12 protein-coding genes and 3 pseudogenes are annotated in these 15,197 nt (G+C 61.3%); 10 read left to right on the forward strand and 5 right to left on the reverse strand.

Annotation, left to right across the window (positions count from 1 at the left end; genetic code table 11):
* Positions 1-120: 120 nt before the first annotated feature.
* The 3 pseudogenes from V5B39_RS22155 to V5B39_RS22160 form a co-directional block, all read right to left on the reverse strand.
* Positions 121-484, reverse strand: a pseudogene (locus tag V5B39_RS22155) (IS66 family transposase); the annotation flags it as partial.
* Positions 485-616: 132 nt separating this feature from the next.
* A pseudogene (locus V5B39_RS08080) lies at positions 617-1,693 on the reverse strand (peptidase domain-containing ABC transporter); the annotation flags it as partial.
* A gap of 25 nt (positions 1,694-1,718) precedes the next feature.
* A pseudogene (locus V5B39_RS22160) lies at positions 1,719-1,955 on the reverse strand (transposase); the annotation flags it as partial.
* Positions 1,956-2,039: 84 nt separating this feature from the next.
* On the opposite strand from V5B39_RS22160, the gene V5B39_RS08085 reads away from it, so the two are divergent.
* Together V5B39_RS08085 and mscL are read left to right on the forward strand one after the other, a co-directional pair.
* Entirely contained in the window at positions 2,040-3,197 is a 1,158-nt protein-coding gene (locus V5B39_RS08085; RefSeq protein ID WP_332342387.1) for a pyridoxal phosphate-dependent aminotransferase, read from the forward strand.
* A 105-nt stretch (positions 3,198-3,302) separates the two neighbouring features.
* On the forward strand, positions 3,303-3,737 hold the full coding sequence (mscL, locus tag V5B39_RS08090) for a large conductance mechanosensitive channel protein MscL (protein ID WP_332342388.1): 435 nt from the start codon (positions 3,303-3,305) through the stop codon (positions 3,735-3,737).
* 66 nt (positions 3,738-3,803) lie between these two features.
* Here mscL and V5B39_RS08095 read toward each other — a convergent pair whose 3' ends face one another.
* The gene (locus V5B39_RS08095; RefSeq protein ID WP_332342389.1) at positions 3,804-6,572 is read right to left on the reverse strand and encodes a M16 family metallopeptidase; all 2,769 of its coding nucleotides are present in this window, start codon (positions 6,570-6,572) and stop codon (positions 3,804-3,806) included.
* Positions 6,573-7,028: 456 nt separating this feature from the next.
* On the opposite strand from V5B39_RS08095, the gene V5B39_RS08100 reads away from it, so the two are divergent.
* On the forward strand, positions 7,029-7,307 hold the full coding sequence (locus tag V5B39_RS08100) for a hypothetical protein (protein ID WP_034950138.1): 279 nt from the start codon (positions 7,029-7,031) through the stop codon (positions 7,305-7,307).
* 180 nt (positions 7,308-7,487) lie between these two features.
* Positions 7,488-7,919, forward strand: coding sequence for a hypothetical protein (locus V5B39_RS08105; protein WP_332342390.1), 432 nt, complete (start codon positions 7,488-7,490; stop codon positions 7,917-7,919).
* Between the two features lie 108 nt (positions 7,920-8,027).
* Here V5B39_RS08105 and acuI read toward each other — a convergent pair whose 3' ends face one another.
* Positions 8,028-9,011 carry an acrylyl-CoA reductase (NADPH) gene (gene acuI, locus V5B39_RS08110; protein ID WP_332342391.1) on the reverse strand — a complete coding sequence of 328 codons (984 nt, stop codon included), beginning with the start codon at positions 9,009-9,011 and terminating at the stop codon, positions 8,028-8,030.
* 369 nt (positions 9,012-9,380) lie between these two features.
* Between acuI and ndk the strand changes: the two genes are divergently transcribed.
* The 6 genes from ndk to hisS are packed head-to-tail and all read left to right on the forward strand — an operon-like array spanning position 9,381 to position 15,186.
* On the forward strand, positions 9,381-9,809 hold the full coding sequence (ndk, locus tag V5B39_RS08115; protein ID WP_332342392.1) for a nucleoside-diphosphate kinase: 429 nt from the start codon (positions 9,381-9,383) through the stop codon (positions 9,807-9,809).
* A 19-nt stretch (positions 9,810-9,828) separates the two neighbouring features.
* Positions 9,829-10,947, forward strand: a complete 1,119-nt coding sequence (gene rlmN / locus V5B39_RS08120) for a 23S rRNA (adenine(2503)-C(2))-methyltransferase RlmN (protein ID WP_332342393.1) — start codon at positions 9,829-9,831, stop codon at positions 10,945-10,947.
* Positions 10,944-11,750: a type IV pilus biogenesis/stability protein PilW gene (pilW, locus tag V5B39_RS08125; RefSeq protein WP_332342394.1), complete on the forward strand. Its 807-nt coding sequence runs from the start codon at positions 10,944-10,946 to the stop codon at positions 11,748-11,750. Before rlmN ends, pilW begins: the two co-directional genes overlap by 4 nt.
* A 7-nt stretch (positions 11,751-11,757) precedes the next feature.
* Positions 11,758-12,633 carry a helix-turn-helix domain-containing protein gene (locus V5B39_RS08130; RefSeq protein WP_332342395.1) on the forward strand — a complete coding sequence of 292 codons (876 nt, stop codon included), beginning with the start codon at positions 11,758-11,760 and terminating at the stop codon, positions 12,631-12,633.
* Between the two features lie 25 nt (positions 12,634-12,658).
* Positions 12,659-13,903: a flavodoxin-dependent (E)-4-hydroxy-3-methylbut-2-enyl-diphosphate synthase gene (ispG, locus tag V5B39_RS08135; RefSeq protein ID WP_332342396.1), complete on the forward strand. Its 1,245-nt coding sequence runs from the start codon at positions 12,659-12,661 to the stop codon at positions 13,901-13,903.
* Positions 13,903-15,186, forward strand: coding sequence for a histidine--tRNA ligase (hisS, locus tag V5B39_RS08140; protein WP_332342397.1), 1,284 nt, complete (start codon positions 13,903-13,905; stop codon positions 15,184-15,186). Before ispG ends, hisS begins: the two co-directional genes overlap by 1 nt.
* Positions 15,187-15,197 lie beyond the last annotated feature (11 nt).

Genomic DNA, 15,197 nt, shown 5'->3' on the forward strand with positions numbered 1-15,197 from the left:
CCGATCGGCGCCGTGACACTCAACCCGGAGCGTGACGAAATCGTCTCCGCGGCCACCGCTAGCGCAGAAAGTATGCGTTTGGCAACATGAACTCAGGCGACAACTACCTTGACATTCACCGGTTTCGATGAGGCTGGCGAGGAAAGCGAAGGCACGGGACACCTCTCTTCAGAACGTGTGCCGTGGCTGATGGTGCGCGAAATCACCCCGTGTCGCAACGCCTGTTCCGCGGCGTTGTTGGAAAGCGGCAGGTGGGGCTCGGCGACTGGACGCCGGATCACGTGCCAATCGTAGAGGAATTCGCGCACGTCACTACGACACGGCACCGAGTGCTCCTCCCTCTGATGGACTTCGCACAGGGGTCGTGGTCGCTCGATCGCGTTCGCGTCGCAGGCCGGGAGCCCTTCCGGCGGCGGATCGATCCGCGCGCCGCGTAGAGGGTGGCCATCAGTGTCTTCATGAGGCCTTCCTTCTCTTGCGGCACGAACTTCGAGCAGCGCATGACGGGTGACGCTGAACGTCCGCCCGATCAGGCCCTCGGCCAGCCGCGCAAGGCCGACTTCGTCGCAGGCCGTGTCAGCCTGCGACGCCGCGTCTGCCTCTGGGTCTCTTCGCCTCACTTCCTCTCCTCCTCCACAACCCCCATCCGCGTCGCCTGTTGCCGTTCGGCGCTGAAGCTGAACACCTCATCCACCGCCAACCCTCTCGGAATTTGATGCGTGATGAAGATCATCGTCACCATCCCTTTCAGCCGGTTGATCGTCTTCGCGAAGTGCTCCGCCGTCTGCTGGTCGAGGTTGGACACGGCTTCGTCGAAGATCAGGATCTTCGGCCGCTTGAGCAGCGCTCTCGCAATGGCGATGCGTTGCTGCTGCCCGCCCGACAGCCCGGTCCCTCGTTCCCCGATCTGCGTCTGATAGCCGTTCGGCAGTTGCTCGATCACGTCGTGGATCTCGGCGGCCTTGCAGGCGAGGATGACGTCCTCGAAGCGGGCATGCGGGTGAGCCATGACCAGGTTGTCGTAGAGCGTGCCGGAGAAGAGCACCGTCTCCTGCGGCACGACGCCGAAGGTGGCCCGGAGTTCGTTGGCGGCCAGATGCCGGATGTCCTTGCCGTCCAGCGCGATATGGCCTTCGGTGGGTTGGTAGAAGCCGAGCATGAGTTTGGCGAGCGTGCTCTTGCCGCAACCCGAGGGGCCCGTGACCACGGTCAGGTGGCCGGGCTTGAAGGCGAGTTCGAGTTGCTGGTAGAGCCAGGGGTGATGCCCGGAGTAGCGGAAGGTGAGATGGTCGATGGTGAGGAGGCACGAGCTCTTGTTGACTCCAGCCTGTTCGCGGTGCGGGGTGAGCGTGTACGGTTCCTCCGGCATGTCGAGGATGTCGCCGAGGCGCTTCACCGCGACATTGGCCTGCTGGAATTCCTGCCACAGGCCCACGATCCTGAAGAGCGGCTGGCTCATTCGGCCGGCGAACATCTGGAAGGCGACCAGCATGCCGATGGTGAAGCCTTCGTTCTGCATGACCAGCAGGGCGCCCACGATGAGGATGGCGAGTGTCATCACCTGTTCCAGCCCGTTGGCGATGACATTGTAGGTGTTGCCCACCTGTTTGGTGGAGAAGCCGGCGGCGAGGTACTGGGCGAGATAGTCGCCGTACTTTTTGTCGATGTCCGGTTCCATCTGCAGGGATTTGACCAGGGGTAAGCGAGCATCCGGTCGGCGCGGTGACCAGTGCGCGTAGCGGCGCGTTGGGTGCCAGCACCCCGTCGTACCGATGCCGATGCCGGAGTGGCGGCGGAATCAGCGCTGCCAGACGCTCGAACCTTGCGAGTGGCGTCAGCATCAAGCTGACGCTGCCGCCGGGACCCGGCTTGATGCTTTCGTAGACCAGATGGTCGGCATCGATTTCACACAAACCCTCCCGCGCGAAGGACGGGCGAGTGCAGGTGCGCAGCAGACGGCGGCGGCCTGTACTTGATTGGCGACTTTCACATTACACTACCCGCTTCCTCACTCTTCACCGCGCCCGACGCGGATCACCATGCGCCAGTCATCCGTGGTCATCGACTCGAAGCTGCCCCAGGTCGGGACCACCATCTTTACCGTGATGTCGAAACTCGCCGCCGACTGTGGCGCGATCAATCTCTCGCAGGGCTTTCCCGATTTCCAGGCCGACTCCTCGTTGTTCGACGCGACCGCGCGCGCGATGCGCGAAGGACGCAATCAATATCCGCCGATGGCCGGCGTTCCCGAGTTGCGCTCGGCGATCGCCGACAAGGTGGCTGCGCTGTATGGGGCGAGCTACGATGCCGATAGCGAAATCACCGTCACCGCCGGCGCGACGCAGGCGATCTTCACCGCGATCGCGGCCTTTGTGCGTGCGGGTGACGAGGTCATCGTCTTCGAACCGGTCTATGACAGCTATGTGCCGGCAATCGAAACGGTTGGCGGCAAGGCGGTGTATGCTGCGCTCGGTTTCCCGGATTACCGGCCGGACTGGCAGCAGGTTCGTTCGCTGATCGGTGCGCGGACGCGCATGATCCTCATCAATTCGCCGCACAATCCGACCGGCAGCCTGCTGGCCGCCGACGACCTCGATCAGTTGGCGGCGCTGACCCGCGATACCGACATCGTGGTGCTTTCCGACGAGGTCTACGAACACATCGTTTTCGATGGCGTGCAGCATCAAAGCGTTGCTGCGCATCCGGAACTGGCGGCGCGCGGGATCGTCGTTTCGTCGTTCGGCAAGACCTATCACATCACCGGCTGGAAGGTCGGTTACGTTCTTGGGGCGGCTGCGCTGATGGCCGAATTCCGCAAGGTGCATCAGTTCAACGTGTTCACGGTCAATACGCCCTGCCAGCTCGGAATCGCCGAATACATGCGCGACGCTTCGCGCCATCTCGGCCTGGCGGCGTTCTACGCAGGCAAACGCGAGTTTTTTCGCGGCCAGTTGCAGGGCTCGCGCTTCGAACTGCTGCCTTGCCGCGGCAGCTATTTTCAACTGGCGCGTTATGGCGCGATCAGCGACCTGCCGGATCGCGAGTTTGCCCGCTGGCTGACCTGCGAGGCGGGAGTGGCAGCGATCCCGGTGTCGGCTTTTCATCACGACGGTCGCGACGAGCGTGTCGTGCGTTTCTGCTTCGCCAAGCAGGAAGCCACCCTGGCCGCCGCCGGAGAAAGGCTGCGCGCGCTGTAAGGACTGTTCACACGCGCTGGCCATTCCCCCTATAATCGCGCGCCGAGTCTAGGAAGCGGGCCCGGAATTTCCAGAACCCTCCAGAACCAACTTGAAGGAGACGCCATGAGCATGGTGCAGGAGTTCAAAGAGTTTGCCATGAAGGGCAACGTCATGGATCTCGCCGTCGGCGTGATCATTGGCGGGGCTTTTGGCAAGATCGTCGATTCGGTGGTGGCTGATCTGATCATGCCTTTCGTTGCCTGGATCATGGGCGGCAAGCTCGACTTCTCGGGCATGTTCCTGGTGCTCGGCACCATCCCGGAGGGTACCGCGAGAACCCTGGATGCACTCAAGAAGGCACAGGTTCCGGTGTTCGCTTACGGCAGCTTTCTCACCATCCTGGTGAATTTCATCATCCTGGCCTTCATCATCTTCGTGATGATCAAGCAGATGAATCGTCTGAAGCGGAGCGAGCCGCCTGCGGCACCTGCGCCACCGCCTGAGCCGGCCGAAGAAGTGCTGTTGCTGCGCGAGATTCGCGACAGCCTCAAGAAGTAGGAGGCTGCTGTCGACAGGATGGGTGAAGGGGTGACGTCGCCTGTGCTGCGCTCCCCCTTTCCTTGTTCACCTCGTCACTGCGGCGGTTCCGTCAGTGGGCAAAAGCCCTTTGCGGGTATCGCCGGCGATGACCAGCGTCAGTTGCTCGGGGTCGATGTATTTGCGGAAGGCGGCGTTGACTTCTGCCGGGGTGACGGCCATCAGCCTGGCTTCGAAGTCTTTCGAGAATTGCCAGTTGCGGCTGAGATCGAGAAAGGATTGCCAGCGAGAAGCGATCGCATTGTCCTGCGAACGGGCAACCGCCCGCGCCTGGATGATGCCCTTCCTGGCCGCGGCGACTTCTGCGGTGGTGAAACCGTCGCGGCGTGCTCGCTGTAGTTCTTCGAGAAAGGCCTGTTCGGCGCGGGCCGCGTTCTGTGGAGCCACCATCACCGCAACGGCCCAGGTCGACAGTGGCTGGCGGCTGCCCATCGACAGGCTCGATCCGACGCTGTAGCTGAGGCCTTCCTTCTGGCGCAGGCGATCGGCGAGGCGGCTCGACAGGCCGGAGTGGCCGCCGAAAATATCATTCGCCACATAAAGGGCCGCAGCATCGGGATCATCGTCGCGCAGCCGAATGTCGAGGCGGGCGCGCAGGAAAGCGTTTTCCTTGTCGGGCGTATCGATCACGATCCGTTGCGGCGGCACATGGCGGTATTCCCGATCGAGACGCTGATAAGGCGATTTCGAGAGGTGCACCGGGAACAGCCGCAGCAGTTTGTCATTGACCACGGGTTCATCGAAATCGCCAACGATGGCGATCTCGCCGCGGGCGGTCCCGATGAGATCGCGCTGATAGCGGATGACCTCATCCAGGCTTACCTGGCGCAACTGTTCGATGCGTTCCTGCAGTGGGCTATGGTAACGGGGATCACCTGGCGGATAGGTATTGAAATGCGCGTTCAGGGCATCGCTCGATAGCGTTTCCGGGTTGTCGATCTGGGATTGCAGTGTGGTCAGTGTTTCCCGGCGGAGTTCCTCGAACTCGTCTGGCGGGAAACTGGGGTCCTGGAGTAGTTGCGCGACCAGTTCCAGCGCTTCAGGCAGCTTGTCGCGGGTCGTCTCAAAGTTCGTCAGGCGGCCCTGGACTTTCAGACGGGTGAGCTGGTCGGCAATCTGCTGGCGGCTCAGGCGGCTGGTGCCGCGGGTGAGCATGGCAATCGCCAGCGTGCCGGCGATGTTGCGGTTCTGCAGCGAGTTTTCGTCACCCCAGCGGAAACTCATCGCCACGTTCACGGTTTGCCCCCGGTTTTTTTTCGACAACAGCGCAAGCTTCAGGTCGCCGAAGGTCTGCCGCCGGGTGCGTCGATCGAGGTTCTCGTATGAAGGATCGAAAGCTTCTCCGGCGTCGCCGTTTTTCTGCGGCTTGAAATTGGCCAACAGCTCGGCGGCGCTCGGTGCCTGGGGAACCACGGCGCGCTGCGGCGAATCGTCCGGGATGAAGGTTCCGAGGACGCGGTTGTCGCGAACGAAATACCTGGCGGCAGCTGCATCGAGCTGCGTCGTCCTGATCCGGTCGAGTTGATCGCGGCCATAAAAGAAGAGCCGCCAATCGCCGAGCGCAATGTACTCCGAGAGCATCACCGCGAAGGTCTCGGGATTGGCCAGAGCCCGTTCGTAGGCGGTGCGTGACTGTTCGACCGCACGATCGAGTTCGGCAGTGGTCACGGCTTCCTTGGCGAAGTCGCCCTCGACCACTTCGATCATTTTGTCGCGGACACGATCGATCGCTTCGCGCTTGTTGACCAGTGCGCCGAAGACGACAAAGCCAGGTTCGCGAGCATCGATGCCGTAGGCAAACACTTCTGTTGCCAGTCCGGTCTGCACCAGCGCCCGGTAGAGGCGACCATTGGGCGTGTCGCCGAGCACTTCGGTGGCCATGCCGATGGCGTCGGAGTCGGGATGCAGGCTGGAAGGTGTGCGATAGGCGAGGGCCACGAGCTGGACCTCGCCCTTGCGGCGAATCGTGAATTGGCGCTCGCCATCGGCGGTCGGTTCGACCGTCCATGGTTTTGGCAGTACGCGTGTCGGTTTCGGCAGCTTGCCAAAGCTGGCGGCAATCATACCGAGGGCCTGACGCTCGTCGAACTTGCCGGCTACCGTCAGAACGGCGTTGTCGGGCTGGTAATATTTGCGGTAGAAGGCCTGCAGGTTTTCTATTTTGACGTTTTCGATGTCACTGCGTGCGCCGATCGTGCTGTTCCCGTAATTGTGCCAGTCAAAGAGCATCGACTGCATGCGCTTCAACATCACGCTGGACGGATTGTTTTCGCCCATCTCGAATTCATTGCGCACGACGCTCATTTCGCTGTCGAGGTCTTTCCTGGCGATGAACGAGTTGACCATCGCGTCGGCACTCCAGGCGAGGGCCCACTTGAGGTTGTCTTCGCTGGCCGGGAAGGTGAGATAGTAATTCGTCCGATCGAGCCAGGTGCTGCCATTGATCTCGAAGCCACGCGCCTTGAATTGCCGGGCCGGATCGACGAAATTCTTCGATCCCTTGAAGATCAGATGTTCGAGCAGATGCGCCATGCCGGTCTCGCCATAGTTCTCCTGGTGCGAGCCGACCAGATAGGTGACGTTGACGGTGGTCGTGGGTTTGGTCGCATCTGGAAAGAGGATGCAGCGCAGGCCATTGACCAGGCGATATTCGCTGATACCTTCGACCGTGGTCAGCTTTTCGACGCCGGACGGCAGGGGTATCGAAGCAGATGGTCTGGCTTCAACGGTTGGCGGCAGCATGCTCAGCGTCAGCCACGACAGCAGGCAGGCCAGAATTCTCATCCATTGATTCATCGATCACTCCAAGAGATACGCAGATTGCCGCCTGCGGCCTGGCGGGAAGTGATTATAGCTTGGCTGGCCAGAACGAAAACGGCCCGCTCAGAGGGAGGGCTGGGCGGGCCGGGTACAACGATCACTGTCACGCGGGGGGGGGGGGGGAGGGGAGAGGCATGACAGTGACGAAACGAAGAATAGCGAATGCGGGCCCGGTAATCTGTAGTTCCTCTGTCCCTGTTGTGTAACGGGATGTGATCTGCCTGCCAGCAATGGCTGTGGCTGAAGCAGGACTCTCTGTTTCCCGGTCGAGTGCGGATGACTATTGTGTGCGGCTGTTGCCTGTTGCTATTGCCTTTTCCCCACTGAAACTGGCATTATCCTTGCATAAGTCGCAGCGTCGTGCCTGCGCGAGAGGTCGCCGGCGAGTCGCACGGTGAGTTGAGGTGAAAACAAACCAACAAGGAGCGGGCAATGACTCAGGAACAGGATGACATCGGTGTGGTGACAGTGGTGCTGGAGCGTCTGGAAAAAGAGCGCTTGCCCAGAGCACTCGATCTGAAAGCCAAGGTGGACGCGGGTGAGCGCCTTGATGATATGGACATCGCCTTTCTGGAGCGTGTGTTTGCCGATTCCGAAGAAGCCAAACCTTTCCTCGACCGGCACCCTGAATATCAGGATCTGGCGGCAAGAATGGCCAGTCTGTACGAAGAGATCACCGCCAAGGCGCTTGAGAACGAGAAGTCGGCCTGATTTCGTTTGCGGCAGCAAGGATCGCTGCACCGAACTGCGCCAGATGGAGAGGAAGTAACGACGATATCGGGAGACACTGGAAGCATTCTGCCGTTACTCCGAATCGATTCTTGTCACAATTCCTTACAAATCGTCCCAAGGCCTCGTCATCGCCTGGCGCTTCCAGGCGTTACTCGTTCCATGAAGACGACAACGACCTCCCTCTGCATCGCACTCGGCCTCGTGCTGGGTTGTTCAAATCCTGCTTTGGCCGACCCCGGCGACTACCGCGGTGGCTATCGGGGCGATTACCGCGGTGGCTATCGCGGTGATCACCGCAGCCACTATTCGCCGCCACAGCATGATCATCATGGCCATTCGCGTCGATACGGTTGGGTTGCACCGGCCGCCGTGCTGGCCATTGCCGGCATCGCCGCCGGGGTGGCGGCCTCTAACTACTACGCCCCGCGTTCGGCGTATGTGGCGCCAGCGGAGCCGGTCTATGTCACCCCAGCGCAGCCGGTCTATGTCGAGCCGCCAAGTGCTTTCTGGAACTACTGCGGATCAGTTGGGCAGTATTACCCGAACGTTCGCCACTGTCCCGAAGGCTGGCAGTTGGTTCCCGCACGCTAGGCGCCAGGGGTGCATGCGCTGATCTGCGTCGCCTGACGTGACGGCACGTTCGGGGATTCCCGGAAGAGCGACACGGAGCCAGACCCTTCAGTCTCCGGTTCATGCCGCTTATCGGCTGACGTCGACGACAACCCGTCCACGTACCTTGCCGTCGAGCAATTCACGGGCGACGGCGATGGCCTCAGAGAGACCGATTTCTCGTGTGATCGCGTCGAGCCGGGCGATTTCGAGATCCTTGCCAAGGCGTGCCCAGGCCTCCTTGCGTACCGCCAGCGGCGCCATGACGCTGTCGATGCCGTAGAGGGTGACGCCGCGCAGGATGAAAGGCGCCACCGTTGCCGGAAAGTCCATCCCGCCGGCCAGGCCACAGGCGGCCACTGCGCCACGATAGCGGGTGGTCGCACAGGCATTGGCGAGAGTATGGCTGCCGACCGTGTCGATGACGCCAGCCCAGCGTTCCTTGCCAATTGGTTTGCCCGGTGTGGCCAGCTCCTGGCGATCGATGACCGCTGCCGCACCGAGCCCTTTCAAATGTGCGGCTTCGGCGCTTCGGCCAGTCGATGCCGTCACCTGGTAGCCGAGCTTGGCGAGCAGTGCGATGGCCACGCTACCGACGCCGCCGTTGGCCCCGGTGACGAGAATTTCGCCGTCCTCTGGCCGAATGCCGTGTTTTTCCAGAGCCAGCACGCAGAGCATGGCCGTGTAACCGGCGGTGCCGATGGCCATGGCCTGGCGCGCCGTGAAACTACCCGGCAGCGCCACCAGCCAGTCGCCCTGGACGCGTGCCAGCTCGGCCAGTCCGCCACAATGCGTCTCACCGACCCCCCAGCCGTTGAGGAGCACACGTTCGCCCACCGGCCAGGCCGGGTTGCTGCTTGTCGTAACCGTGCCGGCAAAGTCGATTCCCGGCACCATCGGGAAGCGGCGAACGACCGGCGCCTTGCCAGTGATGGCCAGACCATCCTTGTAATTGAGCGTACTCCACTCAACACGCACGGTGACATCGCCTGCCGGCAATACGGCATCGTCGATCTGCCGGACTTCGGCCTGGTAAGTGGCGTTTTCCTTGGTGATCAGGATTCCCTTGAACATCGTGATTCTCTCCTTCGTCAAGTTGAATGGGCCAAGCCACGACAAAGTAGCAAAAAATTGCCGGTCAGGAGTGCCTTGCCGAAAGAAAGATCAAAATCGATTCTCTGACGATCAACGACGCGCAACCTGCCGACCTCCCGGTTTGCCACGATCCGGTGATCGGACTCCTGTACGCCTGTGGACAGCCTATGCAGGGAGCACCGGCATAGGCTGTCAACGCAACTTCTGTGCATCCTTTCTTGGCGAATTTTGCGATTTTGCGCAGAGCACGGCATTCCTGTCCGACTCTTGGTATAATTTAAGGTTATGTGTCTAGGAACATGATTTGCCGTTGTTTTTGTTGATTTACCCGCCTTTGGAGAATGACGCATGGCCATCGAACGTACCCTTTCCATCATCAAACCCGACGCCGTTGCCAAGAATGTGATCGGCAAGATTTACTCCCGTTTTGAGACGAATGGCCTGCGGGTCATTGCTGCCAAACTGGCCTGGTTGTCGCCGCAGGAAGCCGGCGCCTTCTACGCCGTTCATAAGGAGCGCCCTTTCTTCAATGATCTGGTTTCCTTCATGATTTCCGGCCCGGTGATGATTCAGGTTCTTGAGGGCGAAAACGCCATCGCCAAGAACCGCGAACTGATGGGCGCAACCGATCCGAAAAAGGCCGATCCAGGAACGATCCGCGCTGATTTCGCCGAGTCGATCGACGCCAATGCAGTGCATGGTTCGGACGGAGAGGAAACCGCGAAGGTGGAAATCGCCTTCTTCTTCCCGGCGATGAACGTTTATTCCGGCCGCTAGATCGAAACCATTTACCCAGATGACGGTCAATCTGCTCGACCTCGATGCCGCCAGACTGACGGCCTTTCTGGCCGATAACGGTGAAAAACCGTTTCGCGCCAGACAGGTGCTGCGCTGGCTGCATCGTTTCGGGCAGCGTGATTTCGACGCCATGACCGACATTGCCAAGAGTCTGCGCGAGAAACTCAAGACCCTGGCGGTGGTCGTGCCGCCAGGGCTGCTCGCTGATCGAATCTCGGACGACGGTACGCGCAAATTCCTGTTCGATGTCAGTGGCGGTAACGTCATCGAATCCGTCTTCATCCCCGAGCTTGAGCGGGGAACGCTGTGCATTTCAACGCAGGCCGGTTGTGCGCTCGATTGTTCGTTCTGCTCGACCGGCAAACAGGGATTCAACCGCAATCTGACAGTGGCCGAGATCGTCGGTCAGTTATGGCAGGTCAGGCGTGCGCTGGGTGCAGGTCAGGAGCAGGGGTGGCCATCCGAACGGGTGATCAGCAATGTCGTACTGATGGGCATGGGCGAGCCACTGGCCAACCTCGACAATACGGTGACAGCACTGCGCCTGATGCTTGACGACCATGCCTATGGCCTGTCGCGCCGCCGGGTCACGGTATCCACCTCGGGTCTGGTGCCGGCGATGGATCGCTTGCGCGATGAGTGTGCGGTCGCGCTGGCGGTCTCTCTGCACGCACCCAATGATCGCTTGCGCGATGAACTGGTGCCGATCAACCGGAAATACCCCCTGCGTGAGTTGCTGGCCGCCTGCCTGCGCTATCTCGAGAAAGCGCCACGTGACTTCGTGACCTTCGAGTATGTGATGCTCGACGGGATCAATGACAGCGATACGCAGGCGCGCGAGTTGCTGACCCTGACGCGCGACGTGCCGTGCAAATTCAACCTGATTCCCTTCAATCCCTTTCCGGGCTCGCCCTATCGGCGTTCGCCAGCGACGCGCATCCGGCGTTTTGCCGAGCTGCTGAGCGACGCCGGAGTGGTGACCACCACGCGCAAGACACGTGGCGATGACATCGCTGCGGCCTGTGGTCAACTGGCCGGACAGGTTCTCGACAGAACGCAGCGGACGGGTCGGCGAAGCTTTGCTCTCCACCTCGATCGTCAGGAGGTCTGCACTTGAGGAGGACGGCGTGCTGGGCGCTCCTTGCCTGTCTGTGCGTCGCTGCCTGCTCGTCGACAGGCGTCTTGCCGACGACGAAGCAGAAGGAAGTCGATGAGGCGGCCGATTCGCGTACCCCGACCAAACCTCGCGACGCCCGCACGCGCGCCAAACTGCATACCGAACTGGGTTCGCTGTATCTCCAGGATGGCAATCTGGCGGTGGCTCTTGAAGAGCTGACAATCGCCATCGACATCGACCCCGACTACGCCAAGGCCTATGCGACGCGCGGACTGGCGGGCTTCCGGGTGCGTGAGATGCAGGCTGCCGACCAGGACTTTCGGCGAGCCTTGAATCTGGACGCCAACGACCCCGAGATCAACAATAATTATGGCTGGTTCCTCTGCCAGGTGGGGCGGGAGAAGGAAGCGATCACGTTCTTTCAGCAAGCGATCAAGAACCCGCTCTATGAGACGCCCGAGAAGGCCTATCTGAACGCGGGCGCCTGTTACGCGAAGCTCGGCGAGCTGGTGACTGCCGAGAATTATGTTCAGCAGAGCCTGCTGATCGCGCCGAATAACCCGCAGGCCCTGCTGCAACTGGCCAGCATCAATTATGAACGCGGTCATCTGGATCTGGCCAAGCAGCAGCTCTCGGGTCTGTTGCGCAGGACCGAGCCAAGCGCCGAGGCTCTGTGGCTGGGCGTGCGGATTGAGCGCCGACTCGGTGAGCGTGTCGCTGAGGCCAAATACGGCAGCCAGTTGCGGCGCAGATTCCCGCTCTCGCCCGAGGCGCAGCAATTGCTGAGAGGCAACTTCGAATGAGTGCAGAATGAGTGAATCATCCCGTTTTTCAGCTCCGGCTGCGCCCGGTCTGCCAGCGGCAGATCCGTCCCTCGAGCAGCTGACGAGTGGCGAAACGCTGGCGCCCGTGAGCGGAAGCGTCGGCCAACAATTGCGTACCGCCCGCGAGGCCAGAAACATGAGCCTGGCCGAGGTGGCGCAGTCGCTCAAGCTGGGTCCCAGACAGGTGGCAGCGATCGAGGCCGAGGATTGGGCATCATTGCCCGGTAACACCATGATTCGTGGCTTCGTTCGTAACTATGCGCGCTTGCTCAATGTGGATGCCGATACCCTGATGCACGGGCTGGATGCCGCACAACTGCAACAAACAGCGCAGCTCGAGGTGTCGGCGGGAACCACTGCCAGCCTGCCGAACACCAACGGCCGGCGTCCCCAGCGCCGGGATTATCTTGCCGTATTGGCGGGACTGTTGCTGTTGGGACTGGCCGTGCTGGCCTATTTCTATGCTCCGGCGGATTTCTGGCAGGAAAAGCTGGCGGCGCTGCTCGCTCGCAACCCGGTCCCTGTCCAACAGCCGGTGGTTCCACCGCCAGCCGCGACCGGCGAATCGGTGACGATCGTGCCGACGCCGAATGCGACGGTGCTTTCGGACACAACGACCAATGGCCGTGGTGGTTTGCGGCTGCGTTTTTCGCAACCCGCCTGGGTCGAGGTCCGCGACGGTCATGGCCAGATCGTCTTTGCCGAGTTGGGCCCGGCCGGTGGCCAGCGGGAAGTGACAGGGCAGCCGCCGTTCTCTCTGGTGGTGGGCAACGCGACACAGGTGACGATCGAGTACCAGGGCCGGATGATCGATATTTCACAGCGCATCAAGGGCGATGTTGCCCGCCTGACGATCGAATGAGCCGGTATTGTCCAGGGCGCCGATCGTGAGCCAGCGATTGCCCGGTGCAGTACGTCGGCCTACGCGTCCGGTCAGGGTTGGCCAGGTCACGGTGGGTGGCGGGTCGCCGGTGGTCGTCCAGTCGATGACCAATACCGATACCGTCGATGTCGTCAGGACGGCGATTCAATGCGCCGAACTGGCGCGCGCCGGGTCGGAACTGGTGCGCATCACCGTCAATACGTCCGAAGCGGCGGCAGCCGTGGCGGCGATCCGCGCCCACCTCGATCGCATGGGTGTCGACGTACCGTTGATCGGCGATTTTCACTATAACGGTCATCGCTTGCTCGCCGATCATCCCGCTTGCGCCGAGGCGCTGGCCAAATATCGCATCAATCCGGGCAATGTCGGGCACGGTCGCAAGCGCGATGAACAGTTCGCGCAGATGATCGAAATTGCCTGTCGGTACGAAAAACCGGTGCGCATCGGGGTGAACTGGGGAAGTCTCGATCAGGATCTGCTGGCGCGCATCATGGACGAGAATGCGCTTCGCCCCGATCCCCGCGATGCGGTTGAAGTGATGCGCGAAGCGATGGTTGCGTCGGCGCTCGAGTCCGCTGCTCGCGCCCAAGCCATTGGCCTGCCGGGAGAGTGCATCATCCTTTCGTGCAAGGTTTCCGGCGTACAGGATTTGATCGCCATCTATCGCGAGTTGTCGCGCCGCTGCGACTATCCCCTGCACCTTGGCCTGACCGAAGCCGGCATGGGCTCCAAAGGCATCGTCGCGTCGACGGCAGCGATGGCGGTGCTGCTGCAGGAAGGTATCGGCGACACCATCCGTGTCTCACTGACTCCTGAACCCGGCGGACAGCGTACCCAGGAGGTGATCGTCGCGCAGGAGTTGCTGCAGACCATGGGTTTGAGGGCGTTCACACCGATGGTTGTCGCCTGTCCGGGTTGCGGGCGGACGACCAGTACCTTCTTTCAGGAACTCGCACAGTCGATTCAGGCGCATGTTCGCCGGCAGATGCCGCAGTGGCGGGCCGACTATGATGGTGTCGAGAACATGACCCTGGCGGTCATGGGTTGCGTGGTCAATGGGCCGGGTGAGAGCAAGCATGCGAACATCGGCATCAGCCTGCCTGGTACCGGCGAGGTGCCGGCAGCACCGGTGTTCGAGGACGGCGTCAAGACTGTCACGCTGCGTGGCGAGCATATCGCCGAGGAATTCACCCGCATCGTCGACGCTTATGTGACGCGCCGCTATCAGAGAAAGTCCGCAGGTTCGTGATGATCGCGAAGATCCAGTCAGTACGCGGGATGAACGATATTCTGCCGGATGAGGCCGAATTCTGGGACCAGTTCGAGGAAACCATCCGCTCGTGGCTCAAGAGTTATGGCTACCGCCCGCTGCGCCTGCCGATCGTCGAGCCGACACCACTCTTCAAGCGCGCCATCGGCGAAGTGACCGACATCGTCGAGAAGGAGATGTACTCCTTTGTGGATAGCCTCAATGGCGAGCCACTGACGCTGCGTCCTGAAGGGACCGCAGGTTGCGTGCGTGCCGTCATTCAGCACAACCTGATCGCGCAACAGCCACAACGACTTTATTACCTGGGTCAGATGTTCCGGCACGAACGACCGCAGAAAGGGCGCTACCGCCAGTTTCATCAGGTCGGCGTCGAAGCGCTGGGATTTCCCGGACCGGACATCGATGCCGAACAGATCCTGATGGGGGCCCGCCTCTGGGATGACCTCGGTCTCGAAGGGATCACGCTGCAGATCAACACCCTGGGCCAGGCTGCCGAACGTTCTTGCCATCGTGCCGAGTTGATCCGCTATTTTGAACAGCATAAGGAAGCGCTCGACGAAGAGGGCAGGCGGCGCCTGTACAGCAATCCGCTACGCATCCTCGACAGCAAGAACCCGGTCTTGCACGACCTCATCGTCGGTGCACCACGACTGATCGATTACCTGGGGGACGAGTCGCTGGCGCATTTCGAGGGCATCCAGCAGATACTGCGTGATGCCGGTCTGCCGTTTCAGATCAATCCGCGTTTGGTGCGCGGCCTCGACTACTACAACCTGACGGTTTACGAGTGGCTCACTGATCGCCTCGGTGCGCAAGGAACCGTCTGTGCTGGCGGTCGTTACGACGGTCTGGTACAGCAACTAGGTGGCAAGCCGGCACCCGCCTGCGGTTTTGCCATGGGTGTCGAGCGTTTGCTGGCGCTGATTCGCGAATCTGGCGGCGAGGCCAGGGCGGCAGCCGTCGACGTCTATGTGGTGCATCAGGGCCTTGCCGCTTCGCGTCTCGCTGCGCGCGTTGCCGAGGGCCTGCGCGACCGTGGCCTCGATGTCCTTTTCCATTGCGGTGGGGGCAGCTTCAAAACGCAGATGAAGAAAGCCGACGCATCGGGTGCTGCGGTTGCCGTGATCATCGGCGATGACGAGGCCAACGCTGGCGAGGTGACTCTCAAGCCGATGCGCCCGCTTGGCGAGCAGCCGAACGAACAGACGCGGGTGCGCGTTGACGACCTTGCCGACGCAATCATCGGTTCCATTTTGAATTAGGAAGACTCGTC

It is taken from the genome of Accumulibacter sp. (assembly GCF_036625275.1).
Classification (GTDB): domain Bacteria; phylum Pseudomonadota; class Gammaproteobacteria; order Burkholderiales; family Rhodocyclaceae; genus Accumulibacter.

What these genes read in the sequence shown, in the direction of transcription:
- V5B39_RS08085 (WP_332342387.1), top strand. Translation starts at nt 2,040, where the DNA reads ATGCGCCAGTCATCCGTGGTCATCGACTCGAAGCTGCCCCAGGTCGGG.
- mscL (WP_332342388.1), top strand. Translation starts at nt 3,303, where the DNA reads ATGAGCATGGTGCAGGAGTTCAAAGAGTTTGCCATGAAGGGCAACGTC.
- V5B39_RS08095 (WP_332342389.1), bottom strand. Translation starts at nt 6,572, where the DNA reads ATGAATCAATGGATGAGAATTCTGGCCTGCCTGCTGTCGTGGCTGACG.
- V5B39_RS08100 (WP_034950138.1), top strand. Translation starts at nt 7,029, where the DNA reads ATGACTCAGGAACAGGATGACATCGGTGTGGTGACAGTGGTGCTGGAG.
- V5B39_RS08105 (WP_332342390.1), top strand. Translation starts at nt 7,488, where the DNA reads ATGAAGACGACAACGACCTCCCTCTGCATCGCACTCGGCCTCGTGCTG.
- acuI (WP_332342391.1), bottom strand. Translation starts at nt 9,011, where the DNA reads ATGTTCAAGGGAATCCTGATCACCAAGGAAAACGCCACTTACCAGGCC.
- ndk (WP_332342392.1), top strand. Translation starts at nt 9,381, where the DNA reads ATGGCCATCGAACGTACCCTTTCCATCATCAAACCCGACGCCGTTGCC.
- rlmN (WP_332342393.1), top strand. Translation starts at nt 9,829, where the DNA reads ATGACGGTCAATCTGCTCGACCTCGATGCCGCCAGACTGACGGCCTTT.
- V5B39_RS08130 (WP_332342395.1), top strand. Translation starts at nt 11,758, where the DNA reads ATGAGTGAATCATCCCGTTTTTCAGCTCCGGCTGCGCCCGGTCTGCCA.
- hisS (WP_332342397.1), top strand. Translation starts at nt 13,903, where the DNA reads ATGATCGCGAAGATCCAGTCAGTACGCGGGATGAACGATATTCTGCCG.